Genomic DNA, 18,833 nt, shown 5'->3' on the forward strand with positions numbered 1-18,833 from the left:
AAATACCATTAATAATTTCGCTAATGTTCCCCATCCTATAGAGGAGAAATATAATTGGAGGTATTTCCATGGCACAATTAAGAGATATTATGACAGCAGATATTGTTACAGTTAACGAAACACAGACCGTACAGGAAGCTGCAGCGTTAATGAGCGAATATAATATTGGAGCGATTCCAGTAGTAAATAACAGCAGACAAATGGTTGGAATTGTAACGGATCGGGATATCACCCTTCGTACGACAGCACAGGGAGAAAATGCAAAAACACAAGTGTCTCAAGTCATGACTGCACAGCAAATCGTACAAGGTACACCTGATATGGATGTTCATCAAGCAGCAGATTTGATGGCACAGCAGCAAATTCGCCGATTGCCGGTAATTGAAAATGGACAAATAGTGGGAATGGTTGCTTTAGGGGATCTTGCAGTACAAAATCAATATGCAAATGAGGCAGAACAGGCATTACAAAGTATTTCAACTCCTTCCGCACCTCAACAATAGTCAGGGGTCCTTTTAATTAGCACAGACTCATACCTTGATGGCAGCGTATCAGGGAATCATACCAGACGCATTAAAACCATGCTGGACAACAGCATGGTTTTTGATAGTGGATCAGACTAGAACATTTTTCAACCCATTCAAAAAAGAGAATTACCACTCAGCTACGCTGCCATCACGATGGCGCCATACTGGATTTTGCCATTGGTGACCTTCTTTTGCCATTTTCCGAACAAACTCTTCATTCACTTCAATACCAAGACCTGGTCCTTGTGGAATTTTCACATAACCGTTTTCATAATCAAAGACAGTTCGATCCTTTAGATAGTCTAATAAATCACTGCCTTGGTTATAGTGAATTCCCAAGCTTTGTTCTTGGATAAACGCATTATGTGCAGTGGCATCTACTTGTAAGCATGCAGCTAAAGCGATAGGGCCTAATGGACAATGCGGAGCAGCGGCAACATCATATGCCTCAGCCATGCTAATAATTTTTTTACATTCGGTAATACCGCCTGCATGGGATAAGTCAGGTTGGATAATATCTACGTATCCACCTTGTAATAACGGTTTAAAATCCCATCTAGAGAACATACGCTCACCAGTTGCAATCGGAATCGAAGTTAACGAAGCAATTTCCTTTAGTGCCTCATTATTCTCTGGCAAGACTGGTTCTTCAATAAACATAGGATTAAATTCTTCAAGGGCTCTAGCCAATACTTTTGCCATTGGTTTATGTACACGGCCATGAAAATCAATACCAATTCCAATATTTCTACCAACGGCATCACGAACAGCTGCCACGTTTTCTAGTAATCTATCAACCTTGTCATAGGAATCAATGTATTGTAATTCTTCGGTTCCATTCATTTTAACCGCTTGGAACCCTCTTTCTACACATTCCTTCGCAGCTCGGGCTGTATCACTTGGGCGATCTCCGCCAATCCATGAATACACCTTGATCGAATCACGGCACGCTCCTCCTAGTAACTGGTAAACTGGTGCATTGAAATATTTACCTTTGATATCCCAGAGAGCTTGGTCAATACCAGCAATAGCACTCATTAAAATAGCGCCACCTCGGTAAAAGGCACCTCGGTACATAACATTCCAATGATCTTCAATTCTTAAAGGATCTTTACCTACTAAATAAGTCATCATCTCATCAACTGCAGCTTTTACTGTTGCCGCTTTACCCTCGATGACCGGCTCTCCCCAACCAACAATACCTTCATCTGTCTCAATTTTTAAGAATAACCAGCGTGGTTGGACTGTGAATAATTCATAACCTGTTATTTTCATAATGAACACTCTCCATTTAATAGTAGTATTAGTTATTGGCTGCTAATGTAAATTGCTTTGCTTTTTCAGATAAACGCATTAAATACTCCTCTGTTATTTCCTCTTTTGTATTCACAAGAGAACTGCCAATTCCGAGGCCTGCAGCACCGGCAGCAAGATAGTCCTTCATATTATTTAAGCCCACACCGCCTGTTGGCAATAAAGGAATTTGCGGCAGTGGTCCCCTAATATCCTTGATAAACTGCGGACCTAAAGTCGTTGCCGGAAAAACTTTAATAATATCCCCGCCTTGTTCATAACCCTCCAAAATTTCAGTCGGAGTGTATGCGGCAGGAATACTCACCGCACCATATCTTTTTGTCATCCGAATCGTTTCAGGCTTCATCGTCGGAGATAGAATAAATTGCGCACCTGCAAGAAGGGCACTGCGAGCAGATTCTGGATCCAAAACAGTTCCTGCACCTACGGCCATTTCTTTACCAAATTTATCAGCAACCATCTCAATGGCAGATAGCGCTTTCGGGGAATTCATCGTGATTTCAACGACTCGTATCCCCCCTTCATATAAAGATCGAACAATGCTTAATGTATCCTCAGGGTGTGCTCCGCGTATAATAGCGATTAATTTGTGATCTAAGATCTTTTGCAATGTACTCATTAGACATTCCCTTCCTTTTTAAAAACTAACGATTAACTTCGTCCCTTACGTTTGACTGAGTAAATTTCTCCAATTCACGCCTGTCCGGTAGTCCTTCTATATCACCGTTTATGGTAGCAACCATAGCACCAATCGCGCAGCCTCGTTTCACGGCATCTCCAATAGATAGGCCATCGAGAAATCCAGAAAGTACTCCTGCAGCAAAACCATCTCCTGCTCCAACTGGATCGACTACGTTACTAACTGTAAAACTATCAATATATCCTTTTTCAGCTGAAGTAGAATAATAAGAACCTTTCTCGCCAAGCTTGACGACAACGGTCTCTGCACCTAAAGCAAGGAAGGAACGAGCTGCTTTTTCACAATCCCTTGTACCAAACAAAAATTCACATTCACCAATCCCAGGTAAGACAATGTCTGATTTCCCTGCAATTTCTAAGATGGTTGCCCTTGCTTCGTCATCTTCCCACAGCTTCCTGCGAATATTTGGATCAAACACAACTCTTCCCCCGTTACCCTTAGCTATTTCAATCGCATAAAAGACGGTCTCTCTACACGATGGACTTAGAGCGGGAGTAATTCCTGATATATATAAGAATTTCGCCTGAGCGATATACTCCTGATCAAGATCAGCAGGGGTGAGCAGACTCGCTGCTGAATTTTTTCGATAATAGTAAATATTAACCCGATCTTGATTGATAATTTCTTTAAAAAATACACCTGTTGGAGCATTCTCGTCCAAGGCCACTCGACTAATATCTACACCTTCTCCGCGAATCGCAGTTAAGATTTGAGCTCCAAATTCGTCTCTCCCTAACCGGCTAATCCACCCCGCCTTATGGCCAAGCTTAGCCAGCCCAATAAGTGTATTCGTTTCTGCACCAGCTATCTTCGAGGTAAACTGATTGGAATAGCGCATTTTTCCAGGCGTATTTGGGGTTAGTAAAACCATCGTTTCCCCAATGCTAATAACATCCATGTACTCACCCTTTTCTTATAAAATACATCCCAAACTTTCAGAAATTTTCTTTGATGTCCAAAGGACGCGTTCCACTACCTCTGCTTTTTGAGCTAGCATCCGTTCTTTTGGACCTGCCACACTAATAGCAGCTTGAATCCTTCGGTCTGCGCCAAAGATGGGAGCTGCCACACAATATAATCCTTCTTCATTTTCTTCATCATCGATGGTGTAGCCAATTAATGAATACTGATACAGTTCTTTCTCTAACTCTTCCCTATTGGTGATGGTTTTCGCGGTGATCGGTACTAAGTCAATCCGATCTAAGATGCTTTTTCTTTCCTCCTCTGCCATATTCGCTAAAAAAGTTTTACCTAACCCCGTACAATAAAGCGGTTTACTGTATCCCGTTTGAGCGGTCGTTCGAATCGATCGATTACTGTTTATTTTAGTAAGATAGACCAGATCTTCCCCAGACAGCGTTGCCATAAATACCGTTTCCTGAACACTGTGCATTAATTTTTCAAGATATGGCTTCGCTTGAAGAGAAATATCTAAGTTCTCCATAGCCATGGTGCCAATGTGAACTAACTTTGCTCCAAGCTTATATTTCTTCATGTTGTCTAAACTTAAATACCCTTGTTTTAAAAGAGTGGCAATAAGGTTCGATGTGCTGCTCTGCGGAAATGAAAGTTTTTCACTAACCTCTTTAATCGATAACCCATCAGGATTATGGGCTAGTAATTCAAATACCTGGAGAACTCGTTCAGCCGATTTTACCGACATACTCTCCCTCCTTTTTATAAATCACATATGTGATGTTAAATCCTATATGTGATTATCGTAGACACATAATAGCACCACTCAATCCCTCCGTCAAGGGCGTTCTTGCAACCGTTTACAAAAAAAAAAAAAAACAATAGGAATGTTCTTTTCGGGGACAATCGGGAGGGTGGTGTCAGGCACCTTTGGTTTAATGGTTTTATGGTTTTCATCTAGCGCCCATTGTTTGCCCTTCATTAAGGAACCAGCGAAAGGAAAATAAGCGGAGTTTTTCCGGTTAATAGCAGATTGGAGCTCGCTTCCGGGGGAAATAAGGGAAGTTTTTCCGGTTATGCAGTGCAACCCCCCCATTTTCATACTTTTCGAGTAAATAGGCGGAATTTCTCCGTCTATTTCAGCTATTTTTAATGATAATTCCAAAATAAGCGGAAATTCTCCGCCTATTAATCTAGTCGGGTGCCTAAACATGTTCCCCCAACCAAGAAGCGGGTGGTGTCAGGCACCAGGGTAAATATGCCCTAAGTATCTCTCAGCTGGCGGTGATTCCTAATATATTTTATCCATTGCGCTTGAAGGAGGATTCCGGCCTTGGTAAGCTATAGCAAAGGGGGGTTCAATATGCACCACCATAAGCTTTGGATATTTGCGAACATTGCTGCCATCATCCTTTCGATTGTATATATTTGGTTTTTACGTCCTCACGATAGCTCCATCCTTATAACCGCACAGTTTTTATCTCAAATTGGAGTCATTTTATTTCTTATAAATATCAATATGTATTTTATTTTTCTAGTTATACGAAAGACTTCTCTGCGGAAGGTTAAAATCAGCCTTGCAAAGTTTTCTAGATTTCTAATGAAGTGGCATATTAAGATTGCCCTTTACGGGACAACGGTCATTTTCGGGCATGCCTTAATCAACCTCTTTGAACTAGGGCCAGTGATTGGATTTAACCACCTGAAGCTATTAAGTGGATACCTGGCAATTTTATGCCTTCTGTTCACACTGTTTGCTGGTTATTTACGTCACAAAAAAGCATCAGGCTTCCGTCGCAAATTCCATCTCATAACAGCATTTGTGTTTCTAGGAGTATTTCTTTTCCATATGTTTGTGTTTATTTAATAACCAAAAAAACAGTGCCTGACACCCCCCTTGAATAATGAGGGTGGTGTCAGGCACTTTTGTTCATATATGACTAAATTTCTTTAATCAAAGATTCTATAGTGAAAGAGTTTTTACCTACTGTTGGTTTGTAAATAATAACGAACGTTTAGGAAAACCTAGATTAAAAAGAGCATACAGGAGGGCGAAAAAATGACAGAAAGCCCAATAACAAACAACAAGACTTTTTGCATGAGTGAGTACGATGTATTAAGACGAGTAATCCTTTGTCAGCCTCAATATATGACAATCCGCGAAGTAATTAATGAAACGCAAGAGCATTTTAAAAATGAAGGGATCCATATTGAACGTGCGCTTGAACAGCACGGTGAATTTGTCAAAACACTGAAGAAACATGATATCGAAGTTAGTTTATTGCCTTACCATAAAAAATATCCTGAACAAGTATTTACTCGGGATATTGGTTTTACACTAGGGCAAACAATCTTTGTTGCCAAGATGGCAACGGATGTTCGTGCAGGGGAGGAAGACATTTTAAAACAATGGCTGGAGGATGAAGAAATCTCTTATTATAATTTATACGAGGAACGAATTGAAGGCGGAGATGTTGTGATTGATCGAGAAACAATTTACGTGGGGCTCAGCAATCGGACGGACCAAAAAGCAGCTGAACATTTACAGAGTCTGTTGACTCAATTCAAGGTCATTACCATCCCATTTAAAGATAAATACCTGCATTTAGATTGTATATTTAATGTCGTTTCACCTGAAGTGGCCCTTATTTACCCAAATGCCTTAAGGAAAAAAGACATCGATTTTTTTGCTTCACGCTATGAATTAATTGAGGTTTCGCAAGAAGAACAATTTCAATTGGGCACAAATGTATTAAGTATAGGCAACAAACGGGTTTTTAGTCTGCCGGTTAATGGGAATGTAAACAAACAGCTTCGTAACCGGGGATTTGAAGTTATTGAGGTGGATATCACAGAAATCATTAAATCTGGCGGTTCCTTCCGTTGTTGCACCCTTCCTATTTTACGAGAATCGTAAAAGAAAATATAAAAATGACCATAACAAAAAGTATATAGAAATGAATGAAAAGGAATCCATTGTTAGAGCGATTCGTGCTGGTTTCACAAGTAAATGTCAATACAGAAGTTTCGATGGCTGCTGTCTCTTACCTTCAAACATGTACCGAAAAGCAACAAATGGCACATCTATCTACGATCATGGCAGAAATGCAGCAAGCAATGGAGCCAGTAATGACAAAATTTGTCCGCTTATTATCAAAAAAATAAAAGAACAAAAGGTGCCCTTAAAATGTTGTTAAGGGCACCTTTTGTTTCATAATAACGATACTCATTTACTCATGACATGAAGATAAAAGTTCAAGTCCGTTTCTAAATGTTTTTTCATCAGGATTTCAGCCTTTTCACCATCTCTTGCCTTGATTGCTTCATAAATTTCTTCGTGCTCATCAATTAGATGCGGACGATTATAAATAACAACCGTTTTTCTAAACAGATAAATAATTGCCTGCATCCGATCAATGATATCAATCATGACTGGATTATTGCTTGCATTCACAATATCATTATGGAAACTTTCATTGGCAGACATAATTTCTTCTTTGGTGCCCTTTCTGCCAATCTCAACATATTCGTATAGTTTTTCAATTTCAGGTTCTTTTAAGAAGTTTGCCGCACAACGGGCTGCGTACCCTTCAAGCAAGATCCGGACACTAAACATATTTCGTAAATCCTTCTCCGTTGGATTTACCACTCTCTTTTTCACTACTAGTCCTTCATATTCTAATTTTCGGATCGAATCTCGTATCGGTGTTCTGCTGACACCAAGCTCCGCAGCAATTTTTTCCTCAACGATCTTAGTACCGCCAGAAAGCTCACCATTTAAAATTTTATCGCGAAGAATTTCATAACAATGGTGATACGCCGGTCGTGAGCTGTTACTTTCAAACACAAAATCCACCCCAGTTTTTCAATTTCTAATTATATTCATAGTACCAAATTATTTTAATAAAATCACTGAAGTAACAAGTAAAATTCACTTTTCGCATACAGAAATTCATAAAATGTATACATTTTAAATAAAAAATGTATACAAAAAATATTTTTTAGTATACAATTTAAAACGTAAACACATATGTAAGCGATTGCTTGCAAACTTTCAATTTCAAAGCGGATGACCCAATCAAGATGATAAAAGTAGAAAATCATTTTTCAAGCGGGTATCAGCATTTCATAACATAATGCATTAGGAGGAAAACAGCATGACAAAGAGGATTGGATTTATCGGATTAGGCATAATGGGAAAACCTATGGCATTAAACCTTGTTAAAGCAGGACATACATTAACAGTCAATGATCTTAATCAAGATGCCTTACAAACATTATTGGAAGCGGGTGCAAAGAAAGCTCATTCACCAAGAGAAGTAGCAGAAAACAGTGAAATTATCATCACTATGCTTCCGGCATCTAAACATGTAAAATCTGTTGTTTTAGGTGACAATGGAATTTTAGCAGGGGCTAAAGAAGGCTCCATTATTATTGATATGAGTTCCATTACTCCCGCTGTTTCAAAGGAACTAGCGGAAGATGCAGCAAAAAGAGGCGTTGGCTTTTTGGATGCACCGGTCAGCGGCGGCGAGCCTAAAGCAATTGATGGTACTTTAGCGATCATGGTTGGCGGCAAGGAAGACGTCTTCGAAGAGGCAAAATCAGTTCTATTCGATATGGGAAGTGCGGTTACATTAGTTGGAGACAGCGGATGCGGAGTTACAGCCAAATTAGCTAACCAAATCATTGTAAACCTGAATATTGCAGCAATGTCTGAAGCACTGGTATTGGCAGCTAAAGCTGGAATTGATATTGAAAAAATGTATCAAGCCATCAGAGGCGGATTAGCAGGAAGTGCAGTGCTTGATGCAAAAGTTCCATTAATTCTTGAAAGAAACTTTGCGCCAGGCGGAACCATTGCCATCAATATGAAAGACATTACTAACGTAATGGATACAGCTCATGAAATTGGCGTACCGCTTCCATTATCGAGCCATCTTTTAGAAATCTTCCATGCATTAAAAGTGGATGGAAAATTAATGGATGATCACGGCGGTATCGTTCAATATTATGAAAAACTAGCAAATGTTGAAGTAAGGGGTTCTTAATCAATGAATTCAAATAGAAGATTAGTAGAAGAAGTTTTTAACAGCATCCCTTCTGTTGATACAAGCCTTGTGAATGAAATGATTGAAAAGGAACTTAAGAATTTAAATAAAAAAATCATCGTACTCGATGATGACCCAACCGGAGTTCAAACCGTTCATGGAGTTTCTGTTTATACAGATTGGTCTCTGGAAAGTATCGACAAAGGCTTCCAAGAAGACAGCTCCATGTTCTTTATCTTAACAAATTCACGTGGATTTACTGCCGCAGAAACAACAAAAGCGCATCAAGAAATTGCCGCTAATATTGTGGAGGCAGCAAAAAGAAACAATCGCCAATTCACCATTATCAGCCGTGGTGATTCAACATTAAGAGGCCATTATCCACTAGAAACTCAAGTGTTAAAAGAAACGGTTGAAGCAAACTCAGATGACAGATTTGATGGCGAGGTAATCCTTCCCTTCTTTAAAGAAGGCGGACGCTTCACAATCGATAATATCCACTTTGTTCAATATGATGAGTATCTTGTCCCTGCAGGGGAAACTGAATTTGCGAAAGACCGCACCTTCGGTTATACCAAATCACATTTAGGCGAGTGGGCCGAAGAAAAATCTAATGGTAAATATCAAGCTGAGAATATGACCTATATTTCGCTTGAAAGCCTGCGTGCACTGGATGTTGACACCATTGAACAGCAGCTTCTGAAAGTGAAAGACTTTAATAAAATCATTGTGAATGCAGTTGATTATGCGGATGTCAAAATCTTTACCATTGCTTTAATTAGAGCAATGAATAAAGGAAAGAACTTCATGTTCAGAAGCGCAGCCGCACTAACGAAAGTAATCGGAGGCGTAAGCGATAAAAATCTGCTCACTCGTGAGGAAATCATGAGTGAAGACAGCAACAATGGCGGGTTAGTCATTATTGGATCCCATGTTAAAAAGACAACAGAACAGTTTGAAGAACTGAAAAAGTCTAATGCCGTTGCATTTATCGAATTCAATGTTCATTTAGTACTTGAGCCTGAAAAATTCGAAAAAGAACTTGATAGAGTAATACAGACAACAAATAAGCTCATTGTTGAAGGAAAAAATGTGGCTGTTTATACAAGAAGAGAAAGATTGGATCTCGGAGAAGGCAAGAAAGAAGAAGAACTAAAGCTTGCTGTCAAAATTTCCGATGCCGTTACAAGTATCGTAAAACGGTTAGAAGTAAGACCTTCCTATATTATAGCTAAAGGCGGTATTACCTCTAGTGATATTGGGACAAACGGTCTTGAAGTGAAAAGAGCAACAGTAGCAGGTCAAATCCGGCCTGGAATTCCTGTCTGGACAACAGGCAGCGAGAGCAAGTTCCCGGGAATTTCCTATGTTATCTTCCCAGGAAACGTTGGAACAAAAACAGATTTAAGAGAAGTTGTTGAAATGCTAAGTAAAAAGTAATCCATAAAAAGAATCAATTTTTCTAAAAAATGGTTTGGCCCTGAAGTAAGGAGTTAACACTCATCATATAGTCGTCTTTCAGCAAGAATGAACCATCATCAAGAATCAGATGATAGAGTTTGAGTGAACTCCTTACGGAGGCGGCCTCCTTTTATGAAACCACAAAGGGGAAGAGGGAGAAAAAATGCCAATTATTTCAGTTACTATAGGGGTTGCACTGTTATTAGTATTAATGATGGCCTTTAAATTAAACGCTTTCTTATCATTAATTATTGTTTCGCTGGCGGTAGGAATTCTTGAAGGAATGACACCGATTAAGGCAGTCGAATCCATTGAAGCTGGTCTAGGTGGAACACTTGGACATCTTACCATGATTATTATCTTGGGTGCCGTTCTTGGTAAGTTAATGACCGATTCAGGCGGTGCGCAGCGTATCGCGACAACTTTGATTAATGCCTTCGGAGAAAAAAGAGTTCAACTGGCTGCAGTTATTACGGCCGCTGTTGTTGGAATCGCCTTATTCTTTGAAACTGGAGTTGTGGTTTTAATTCCATTAGTATTTACCATTGCCACAGCTGCTAGAGTGCCAGTACTATATCTTGGTATGCCCGTAATTGCTGCCCTGATTACCATGCATGGATTTGTGCCTCCGCACCCAGGTCCAACTGCGGTTGCAAACGTTTTCGGTGCAAATATCGGTTTAACGATGATTTTGGGAATCATCATTGCAATTCCTGCTTTTATTCTTGCAGGTCCCGTTTATACAAAATTATTTAAAAAAGAATCGTTAGATATTGAAATTCCAAAAGGTCTATTTAATCCAAAGAAATTTAAAGAAGGAGAACTTCCTAAATTCGGAATCAGTCTTTTCACAGCCCTTTTACCTGTTATTTTAATTGCGTTACAAGCGATTGTAGAAATTTTTGCCCCTGAATCAGCCATTGCACCGGTAACTGATTTTATTGGGAATGCTAATATTGCCCTTTTAATTTCTGTGATTGTAGCCATCTTTACATTCGGTTTAAATCTTGGTAAGAAAATGCCGGAAATAATGCAATCTCTTAGTGAATCTGTAAGTGGAATTGGTATGATTCTTTTAATCATTGCAGCAGGTGGTGCGTTCAAACAAGTACTGATTGACAGCCACATTGACAAATATATTTCCGATCTTATGGCTGGCTCTAATCTTTCACCACTGCTTCTAACTTGGCTAATCGCCGCAATCCTAAGGATTGCTGTAGGTTCTGCAACAGTAGCAGGTATGACAGCCGCTGGTATTGCTGCACCTCTTGTCGCTTCAACTGGTGCAAGCCCAGAATTGATGGTACTAGCTGCTGGTGCGGGAAGTGTTACCTTCTCACACGTGAATGACGCAGGCTTCTGGATTTACAAAGAATACTTTAATCTTTCCATTGGAAAAACCATTAAAACATGGTCTATCATGGTAACGATTATTTCTTTAGTTGGACTTGCTGGTGTCCTAATCTTGGATATGTTTATATAACATGTAAAAAAGACGAATCCACACGGATTCGTCTTTTTGCATGATTCGTTATTTCTGGTTCTTTGGAAACTTGGACGCCACTGGTCCTGCCTGTTTATCAGGTTTTTTTGCTTTTAGGCCGGATGCCCAGGATACTTTAGACTCATACCGCTGACTTTGTTCCTTGATGACTAGGTTTTGTAAACGATCTTTGTTCTTTTCGAGGGAATCCTCTAGTGATAGCAGACGCCGGGTTGGGAAGGAAAAGCCCGCCAGAATGGTTGTTATCGTAGGGTCGGTTTCTGAGAAATATGTTCCTTCGAATAATTGTAAGGGCTCTCCAATCCTTTCAAAGATTGATGGTATATTAATGAGCTTCGACATATTCTCTGGTCCTTCATAGATTAAACCAGCTCGAATGACACCTGCTGATTCAACAGGACAGAATATGGAGTTAATCCAAGATTGGTGAATTTCTCTAGATGCGTCAGACATCGTCTTCGCGTCTGTGATCGTGGCGGAAGAGATGATCGTTACTCCTCTGGTATTAAGAATATTCATTAGGTCCGACTCATCAAAGTTACCATAAAATGAACTCTTATTTGTGACTCGCAGGACATTGTTTATGGCTTCCATGACTTGTTGATTCGAAGAAAGGTAGATTAGATGTTTACTGGACTGTGGGTTAAGCTTACGCATCTGATCATTGTCTACTAGGAATACTGAAGAGATCGATTCAATTTTGGAAATCTCTTCAATACATTCAGAAGCATTGATTCGGTTTCCAGCTAACACGTTTCGCTCAGGTAAAATAGCAATCGCCCCAACGTTAACACCAGGCAGGTGATCTAATAACATCTCAATTAATAAAGGGCTCATTCCTGATCCAGTACCACCGTCAGTTGAGAAGGCCACCAATAACAGCCTTATGTTTTTAAAGGACCCCTTTACAAAGTCAATCAACTCTCGATAATTTTCCTTAACAGCTCTTAATCCTATGGATCTATCTTGACCAGCACCATTATAACCAGGGACAAAATACTTTCTTTCCACCCTGGTGTTGACTATCCCATCACGTTGGTTCGTGTTGATGAGGGCAGTTTGAAAGCCCAAGGTTGTTGCTATCTCAGCTATATTACCGCCTGCTTGACCTACACCCAAGATTCCAATTGATTTCACCAGATCGCCTCCTTATCCTAATATGATAATACTCAAGTTTTATGAATTTAGACTTTTTCATTTTAAAAATGGTGTTTAATTTCGTGTGGAGGGTCATGAAAGCCGTCCCCAGGGTCTTGGCCAACGCCGTGAACCGACACTCTTTCGCCAAAAAACCATTTAGGCTATACTATTCAAACGTTTGGTTAAAACTTCTACAAGTACTGATATATATGTATTCCCTCAGCAAAATGGACAAAAAGAATGTCGAAAATAATTTATTATTTCGCAGGAAATAACCCATCTTTTAACAAAATCAGATGGATTTCTCATCAACTTACATGATTCTACTAAAACCTCACATTTTCGAAACTACACAAACGTTTAATTAAAAGTTACTTCAGCTCCCATCATCCCTAGATTTTTCCCTAGGACACTTGAGAAAAATGTCAACTTTCCCCATAAAAAAGGAAACAGTCACACCATATTCGGTATGTACCTGTTTCCTTCAGTTTACATTCACTTTGATTCTACTACTATATTCGTCTCATACCCATTCGGATTATTTTCCTGCCATCTCCAAGAATCTCTGCACATGTCTTCAATTCCTCTTACAGCAGTCCATCCTAGTACATTTTTTGCCTTTGAAGGATCGGCATAACAAACGGCCACATCTCCAGGCCGGCGCTCCACGATCTTATACGGAACTTCCACACCAGCTGCTTTTTCAAAAGCTGTTACCATTTCTATTACACTATAACCAGTTCCGGTTCCAAGATTAATAGCATCCACACCAATGGAAGACTTTACTCTTTCAAGCGCTTTCAAATGGCCTAGTGCAAGGTCAACGACGTGAATATAATCCCTTACACCCGAGCCATCCACCGTTGGATAATCATTTCCAAACACTTGTAACTCTTTTCTTTTCCCAACAGCCACCTGAGTAATAAAAGGCATTAAATTATTAGGGATACCATTGGGATCTTCCCCAATCCTGCCACTCTCATGAGCTCCAATCGGATTGAAGTAACGCAATAAGGTAATACTCCAGCTATCATCTGCAATATGTAGATCACGAAGGATTTCTTCTATCATAAGCTTAGTCCGGCCATATGGATTGGTTGCACTTAGTGGGAAATCTTCAGAAATAGGTACCCGTTCTGGCATACCATACACAGTTGCAGATGAACTAAATACAAGATTCTTCACACCATATTTCTTCATCACATCACAAAGAACAAGCGTTCCAGTGATATTATTATGATAATAATGGAGAGGGATCGAAACGGATTCCCCAACCGCTTTGAGTCCTGCAAAATGGATAACAGCTTCGATCGAATGGTTTGAAAACACATCCTCAAGTCGTTTTCGGTCAAGCAAGTCAACTTCGTAAAACAAAAAGTCTTTACCAGTTATCTCTTTCACTCTACTTAGTGATTCAGGTTTACTATTTGATAAATTATCTAGAACAATAATTTCATAGCCTGCAGATAGCAGCTCTACACAAGTATGACTTCCAATATATCCAGCACCGCCTGTTACCAAAATCGCCATTGACCAACTCTCCTTTTATAAGCACTTATTTACTCAAAATGCATAAGATGCAGCTGTTTAATTCAACTTAAATAAATACAAAAATAGGAATATTCTAATTTTATTATACATAAAAATTACTCATTAGGGCTTCCTAATTTGTTAATTTTTTGAAAAATCAGCTCTAACATAGACTAGTTACTATTTAAAAAATTTATTAATTACATAATAAATCCCCTATCTGCTCATGATAGGGGATTTTCCACTTGATCTATTAATGACTCAGGTGAACTTTAAACGGGGTGGTGTCAGGCACCGCTAGTTCAACTAGAGTATTTAGTTTACCTTTTAATTAAAGACTTTTTGAATGTCCGACCGAAAGCTCTCAGTTCTTGTGCAGGAATCAAGGCCCGACTTTAGAAACGGTTTTCTTTTCAAATTATTAGATAAATACCTCATTTTGTTAATCTTATCTAATAAAGTGCCTGTATAAGGCTTCACAATTTCTAAAACGTTATCATCTGTATGATCCAAATCGTAATGAATAAAAGAAGATAAGTTTTCGCAGAAATCTATGTCGAAACTTTCGTTTACTTGTTGCTGTTTTAATTCATAAGGGATGTTAGAAGTGTTATTATGAAGTATTCCAAGAATCTTAGCCAGCTCATTTACCTGATTTTGACTTAGCTGTTGGTCGGCAACTGTAGTTCCCTCAATATATTCTGAAAGTAAATAAACGTACTGCTCGTCCTCGCATTTATTATTTTTCAATTTGGTTAAGATTGGATTAACAAGATTGTTTCTTAAATCAGTATGGTTATACATCCACTTTACTAAGGGAGTATATCTATCAATTGCCTCAATCCACGGAACAATGGACGGCTTTCTTTTGTCATATACTTTTAAAAAATACTTTTCACACTTATCTTCCACGAAGAATGCTAAAGCCGACCAGCCGCCTGGTCGTTGTTCTATTGAAGTTGCTTCAATTCCATAGTTATCATTCAATATAGCAGTAATCCTATTATTAATCTCCATCCGTTCTCCTTTTCTTCCTTTTGAATATTATCCTGCCCCATTCGTACAAAAAAGAGCTGCACACCGGCAGCTCTGATTTAACTTTGGCTTCAGGTAGTTACAAACTAAATGATCATCAGTCGTGTTAAATATATCATTTAATGCAGGTTATGGAATCCCAATTCTGTAAATTCTATCACCCGAATTTCCCTAACCAGTTGGTCATTGATATAAATCTCAACAATCGGAGAATATCGGTCAGGAATGATCCGATTGATACTCCATATTTTCCCTAATGTCTGTATACAAAACATATTTTCCATTCCAGGTTTTCTGCCTTCTCTAAGAAAAACTCGAGCAGGACCAAATTCGTTTGCTGGATAATATCCGAGTACTACTACTTCATCACACGGTGTGGGCAATCGCCCAAAGAGGACTACAGTTATAAAGCCGTCTTTTCTAAATGCATCCGCTTCGGTAAGCATAAAATTTTCTCCTTCTATTAAATCAATAAACTTCCTGTAGGTTTTATTATATGTATTGACCGATGGCAGGGTACCTAACCTAAGTCTCCCCAACGCGTAACCATAGGCCACCGCAGCGCCCTTAATAAAAAAACTCTGTAACAAGTACAGAGTTTTGCTGTAAAACGGTTTAAAAAGGATGATCGGTCACATCTTTCGTGTGGGTGTCAGGCACCATAGGGAAAGTAATCACAGCCTTAAATAAATCTCCGTCCACGTGGATGTTAAATTTACCTTTTTGAGCTTCGATGAGGCTTTTTGCAATTGATAATCCCAGCCCGCTGCCCTGGCTGGATCGGGATTCATCTCCCCGCTTAAAACGTTCCATTAATTCTTCTGCTGAAATATTTAACTCATAGGCGGAAATATTCTTAAAGCTAAGCTGAATTTCACGATCGTCAGCCTCGATATCGATATAGACTCTGGAACCGCTGAGCGCATATTTAAAGATATTCGATAATAAGTTTTCAATTGATCGCCAAAGTAATTTTCCATCCGCTTTAATATACATCTTATCCTTGGGATGATTCAGCTTGAATTGCAAGTGGGAGGCTTCAATTCTATCATTTACTTCGCCAAGCCCCTGGGTAATTAAGGACACAATATCAATTTTTTCAAAATCAACGGAAATATTTCCACTCGTCGCTTTAGCCGCCTCGAATAAATCATCCGTTAGTAGTTTTAGTCTTTTTGATTTTTGATCCAAGATCTCGATATATTCGGCAGCTCTTGGCGTGACCTCCTCCCCTTTCAGTAAATCCACATACGTAATGATGGAGGTTAACGGTGTTCGAATATCATGAGATACATTGGTGATTAACTCCGTCTTTAAACGTTCACTTTTGAGTTCACGATCGACAGCCATAGTTAATCCATCCGTGATGCTGTTGATGTTGCTCGCAAGGGTTTTAAACTCCCCACGGTCCGCCACATCGATTCGGTGCTGAAGATTTCCCGCCTTAATCCTTTCCACTCCATCCTGGATCACTTGAAAACTCTTCACTTTTTTATAAGCAAACCAGGCTGCCAAACCAATGGTAACCGGGAACATAAAAAACGTTACCGCAACCAATAATGGGTAGCCAATGACGATTAATACCGTCTTAACCGCGACATTTCCTGACTCATAGACATTTCTTACAATAGTGATAAGCTTATGGATGATCGCAAAAATCAAGGTATGTTTAAAGAACGTTTTATTTTTAATATGTTTAGCCAATGAGAGAATCAGCACAAATACGACGGCTGAAATCGGGATCGTGATAGGAATGGCGATTTTATCAATGTTTTGTTGTGCCACATTATCCATCCATGTTCCCCAAATGGTCATTAAGCTAATACATAGCGCGATATTGATATCATTGTATAGTCTGTTTACTGTATGAAGATGTACATGGTCATCTTTAAATGACCTTCTTCCTGTAACGAGGAGGAGATAACCAAAGGAAAGGAGGAAACCTAGCAAAAATGCGGCTAGAATAGAAAGGTTCTTTGTGACCAGTGCTTTATCTTGATTCCACTCGTTTATTTTCCGGCTTAAAAGGTCGTCGGTAAACGCAATATATAACACCGTCTTGTCTTGGTTCAATTCCTCAATTGGATCTGTAATAAATCGAAATTGCTCATTCTCTTCGATTTCGCTCGGATAAACCTCCCTCTTATAATCCCCAAACACCAGATATGCAGGATACTCTTTAAACTGGCTTTTTTCTTTCATTGTCGTGTTCGTATAAACATTTACACCATCACTTGCATAAAACAACGGATTTCTCTGCTCCGTGAGCTCTTGCAATAATCTATGATAAGTTCTTAAATCTTCCTTTATCAATCTTTCCTTAACCTGAGCAATCTTGTCAGCATACTCTGTTTGAAAGGTGGAATAGTTCTCCGCTTCCCTTAATTCCGGCCGATAGTCCTTAGAAGAGAGCTCAAAATCGGAATATAACTCCATCGTCTCCATCCTTAACCTCTCTTCACCAATCGACCCGCCTTTTAAAATATTGTCCTCACTCTTATATTCCCTAAGAAGGGTGGTAAGATTGTCCACAATCTTTTCATTTTCTCGAATATATGCATTACTTGAAAGATAGTCCTCTTCCATCACCATGCCAAAATAACCATCATGGACTACCTCCACCTGAATCACCGCTTTGATGACCCCTGTCAAACAAACGACTGCAATCATCAAAACAATGATTTTCGTTGTTAATAAGTGGCTATATTTTTTCAACTTTATATCCAACTCCCCACACCACCTTTAAATATTTCGGTTCCTTCGGATTGATTTCAATCTTCTCTCTTATTTTTCTAATATGTACGGATACGGTATTTTCCGGACTAAATGAGGTTTCATTCCATACCCTTTCATAGATATCCTCAATCGAAAAAACTCTTCCGGCGTTAGCCGTCAGCAATTTCAAAATCTTATACTGCACCGGTGTAAGATGGACCACTTCCCCATCGACTGTGATGATTTTACTTTCATCATCAATGACCAGCCCCCCCGTCCGAAAGACATTCTGCTTCGTTTCAAGACTTCCCAATGTGGTATATCTCCGCAGCTGCGACTTAACTCTTGCAATCAGCTCCAGGGGATTAAACGGCTTGGTGAGATAATCATCTGCCCCTAAATTTAAACCGAGAATTTTATCCGAATCCTCCGATTTAGCAGAAAGCATAATCAACGGGATATTATTTTCTTCCCTAATCTTCATCGTGGCCCTTAACCCATCCATCATTGGCATCATAATATCCATGATAATCAGATGAATCTCATGATCTTTGATGAGATTCATGGCTTCCAAACCATTAAACGCTTTAAATAGTTGATATCCTTCATTTTCTAAATAAATTCCGATCGCATCGACGATCTCCTTATCATCATCACAAACCAACACGTTCATGGAAATTCACCCCCCACTCTGGCCTTTACTATTACCTTTTAGTATGCCTGCAAAAAGAATCATATCAAGTAAATCTTAACAAACACATGATGAAAATCTTAAGATTTTCTTAACACGTGTATTAGTGGTATGGGTATATAAATAAAACTCGCCAAAGTAAATTTGGCGAGTTTTATTTATAGAGCTGCATTCCTTTTTAAATAAGAGTCTTATCCTTCATCTAGTAACCAGCAAATGTAATAAGCGGAGATTTGAGACTGTCGATTAA

At 39.2% G+C, this 18,833-nt stretch carries 18 protein-coding genes; 7 read left to right on the plus strand and 11 right to left on the minus strand.

Annotation, left to right across the window (positions count from 1 at the left end):
• The first annotated feature begins 68 nt into the window (after positions 1-68).
• Positions 69-503, plus strand: a complete 435-nt coding sequence (locus COJ96_RS27485; protein ID WP_098576806.1) for a CBS domain-containing protein — start codon at positions 69-71, stop codon at positions 501-503.
• A gap of 150 nt (positions 504-653) precedes the next feature.
• Here COJ96_RS27485 and dgoD read toward each other — a convergent pair whose 3' ends face one another.
• From dgoD to COJ96_RS27505, 4 genes are read right to left on the minus strand one after another with little or no spacing between them, the layout of a single operon-like run.
• Positions 654-1,802: a galactonate dehydratase gene (gene dgoD / locus COJ96_RS27490; protein WP_098576807.1), complete on the minus strand. Its 1,149-nt coding sequence runs from the start codon at positions 1,800-1,802 to the stop codon at positions 654-656.
• A gap of 28 nt (positions 1,803-1,830) precedes the next feature.
• Entirely contained in the window at positions 1,831-2,460 is a 630-nt protein-coding gene (locus tag COJ96_RS27495) for a bifunctional 4-hydroxy-2-oxoglutarate aldolase/2-dehydro-3-deoxy-phosphogluconate aldolase (RefSeq protein WP_098576808.1), read from the minus strand.
• Between the two features lie 25 nt (positions 2,461-2,485).
• The gene (locus COJ96_RS27500) at positions 2,486-3,439 is read right to left on the minus strand and encodes a sugar kinase (protein WP_098576809.1); all 954 of its coding nucleotides are present in this window, start codon (positions 3,437-3,439) and stop codon (positions 2,486-2,488) included.
• Positions 3,440-3,454: 15 nt separating this feature from the next.
• On the minus strand, positions 3,455-4,204 hold the full coding sequence (locus tag COJ96_RS27505) for an IclR family transcriptional regulator (RefSeq protein ID WP_098576810.1): 750 nt from the start codon (positions 4,202-4,204) through the stop codon (positions 3,455-3,457).
• 615 nt (positions 4,205-4,819) lie between these two features.
• On the opposite strand from COJ96_RS27505, the gene COJ96_RS27515 reads away from it, so the two are divergent.
• The 3 genes from COJ96_RS27515 to COJ96_RS27525 all read left to right on the plus strand — a co-directional run bounded on the left by COJ96_RS27515 (position 4,820) and on the right by COJ96_RS27525 (position 6,621).
• A complete protein-coding gene (locus tag COJ96_RS27515; RefSeq protein ID WP_098576812.1) occupies positions 4,820-5,323 on the plus strand; it encodes a hypothetical protein in 504 nt (167 codons plus the stop codon).
• Positions 5,324-5,515: 192 nt separating this feature from the next.
• Positions 5,516-6,373 carry a dimethylarginine dimethylaminohydrolase family protein gene (locus COJ96_RS27520; RefSeq protein WP_098576813.1) on the plus strand — a complete coding sequence of 286 codons (858 nt, stop codon included), beginning with the start codon at positions 5,516-5,518 and terminating at the stop codon, positions 6,371-6,373.
• 59 nt (positions 6,374-6,432) lie between these two features.
• Positions 6,433-6,621: a hypothetical protein gene (locus tag COJ96_RS27525; RefSeq protein WP_098576814.1), complete on the plus strand. Its 189-nt coding sequence runs from the start codon at positions 6,433-6,435 to the stop codon at positions 6,619-6,621.
• Positions 6,622-6,682: 61 nt separating this feature from the next.
• Here the strand turns inward: COJ96_RS27525 and COJ96_RS27530 are convergent, their stop codons facing one another.
• Entirely contained in the window at positions 6,683-7,303 is a 621-nt protein-coding gene (locus COJ96_RS27530; RefSeq protein ID WP_373561753.1) for a GntR family transcriptional regulator, read from the minus strand.
• Between the two features lie 310 nt (positions 7,304-7,613).
• Between COJ96_RS27530 and garR the strand changes: the two genes are divergently transcribed.
• The 3 genes from garR (at position 7,614) to COJ96_RS27545 (ending at position 11,451) form a co-directional block, all read left to right on the plus strand.
• Complete coding sequence (gene garR / locus COJ96_RS27535; protein WP_098576816.1) at positions 7,614-8,507, plus strand: 2-hydroxy-3-oxopropionate reductase; 894 nt, start codon at positions 7,614-7,616, stop codon at positions 8,505-8,507.
• A gap of 3 nt (positions 8,508-8,510) precedes the next feature.
• Positions 8,511-9,947 (plus strand): four-carbon acid sugar kinase family protein, encoded by a 1,437-nt coding sequence (locus COJ96_RS27540; protein WP_098576817.1) that lies wholly within the window; start codon positions 8,511-8,513, stop codon positions 9,945-9,947.
• A 184-nt stretch (positions 9,948-10,131) separates the two neighbouring features.
• Positions 10,132-11,451 (plus strand): gluconate:H+ symporter, encoded by a 1,320-nt coding sequence (locus COJ96_RS27545; RefSeq protein WP_098576818.1) that lies wholly within the window; start codon positions 10,132-10,134, stop codon positions 11,449-11,451.
• Positions 11,452-11,499: 48 nt separating this feature from the next.
• Here the strand turns inward: COJ96_RS27545 and COJ96_RS27550 are convergent, their stop codons facing one another.
• The 6 genes from COJ96_RS27550 to COJ96_RS27575 form a co-directional block, all read right to left on the minus strand.
• A complete protein-coding gene (locus tag COJ96_RS27550) occupies positions 11,500-12,609 on the minus strand; it encodes an FtsZ/tubulin family protein (protein WP_098576819.1) in 1,110 nt (369 codons plus the stop codon).
• A 498-nt stretch (positions 12,610-13,107) separates the two neighbouring features.
• A complete protein-coding gene (galE, locus tag COJ96_RS27555; protein ID WP_098576820.1) occupies positions 13,108-14,142 on the minus strand; it encodes a UDP-glucose 4-epimerase GalE in 1,035 nt (344 codons plus the stop codon).
• 327 nt (positions 14,143-14,469) lie between these two features.
• Positions 14,470-15,159: a phosphotransferase gene (locus COJ96_RS27560; RefSeq protein WP_098576821.1), complete on the minus strand. Its 690-nt coding sequence runs from the start codon at positions 15,157-15,159 to the stop codon at positions 14,470-14,472.
• Between the two features lie 137 nt (positions 15,160-15,296).
• Positions 15,297-15,623, minus strand: coding sequence for a hypothetical protein (locus COJ96_RS27565; RefSeq protein ID WP_098576822.1), 327 nt, complete (start codon positions 15,621-15,623; stop codon positions 15,297-15,299).
• A gap of 169 nt (positions 15,624-15,792) precedes the next feature.
• Positions 15,793-17,904 (minus strand): HAMP domain-containing sensor histidine kinase, encoded by a 2,112-nt coding sequence (locus tag COJ96_RS27570; protein WP_098576823.1) that lies wholly within the window; start codon positions 17,902-17,904, stop codon positions 15,793-15,795.
• Positions 17,879-18,565, minus strand: a complete 687-nt coding sequence (locus COJ96_RS27575; protein WP_098576824.1) for a response regulator transcription factor — start codon at positions 18,563-18,565, stop codon at positions 17,879-17,881. The genes COJ96_RS27570 and COJ96_RS27575 overlap by 26 nt, the downstream gene beginning before the upstream one ends.
• Positions 18,566-18,833 lie beyond the last annotated feature (268 nt).

Origin of the sequence: Bacillus sp. AFS073361, from assembly GCF_002567005.1 — a bacterium.
Classification (GTDB): Bacteria; Bacillota; Bacilli; order Bacillales; family Cytobacillaceae; genus Neobacillus.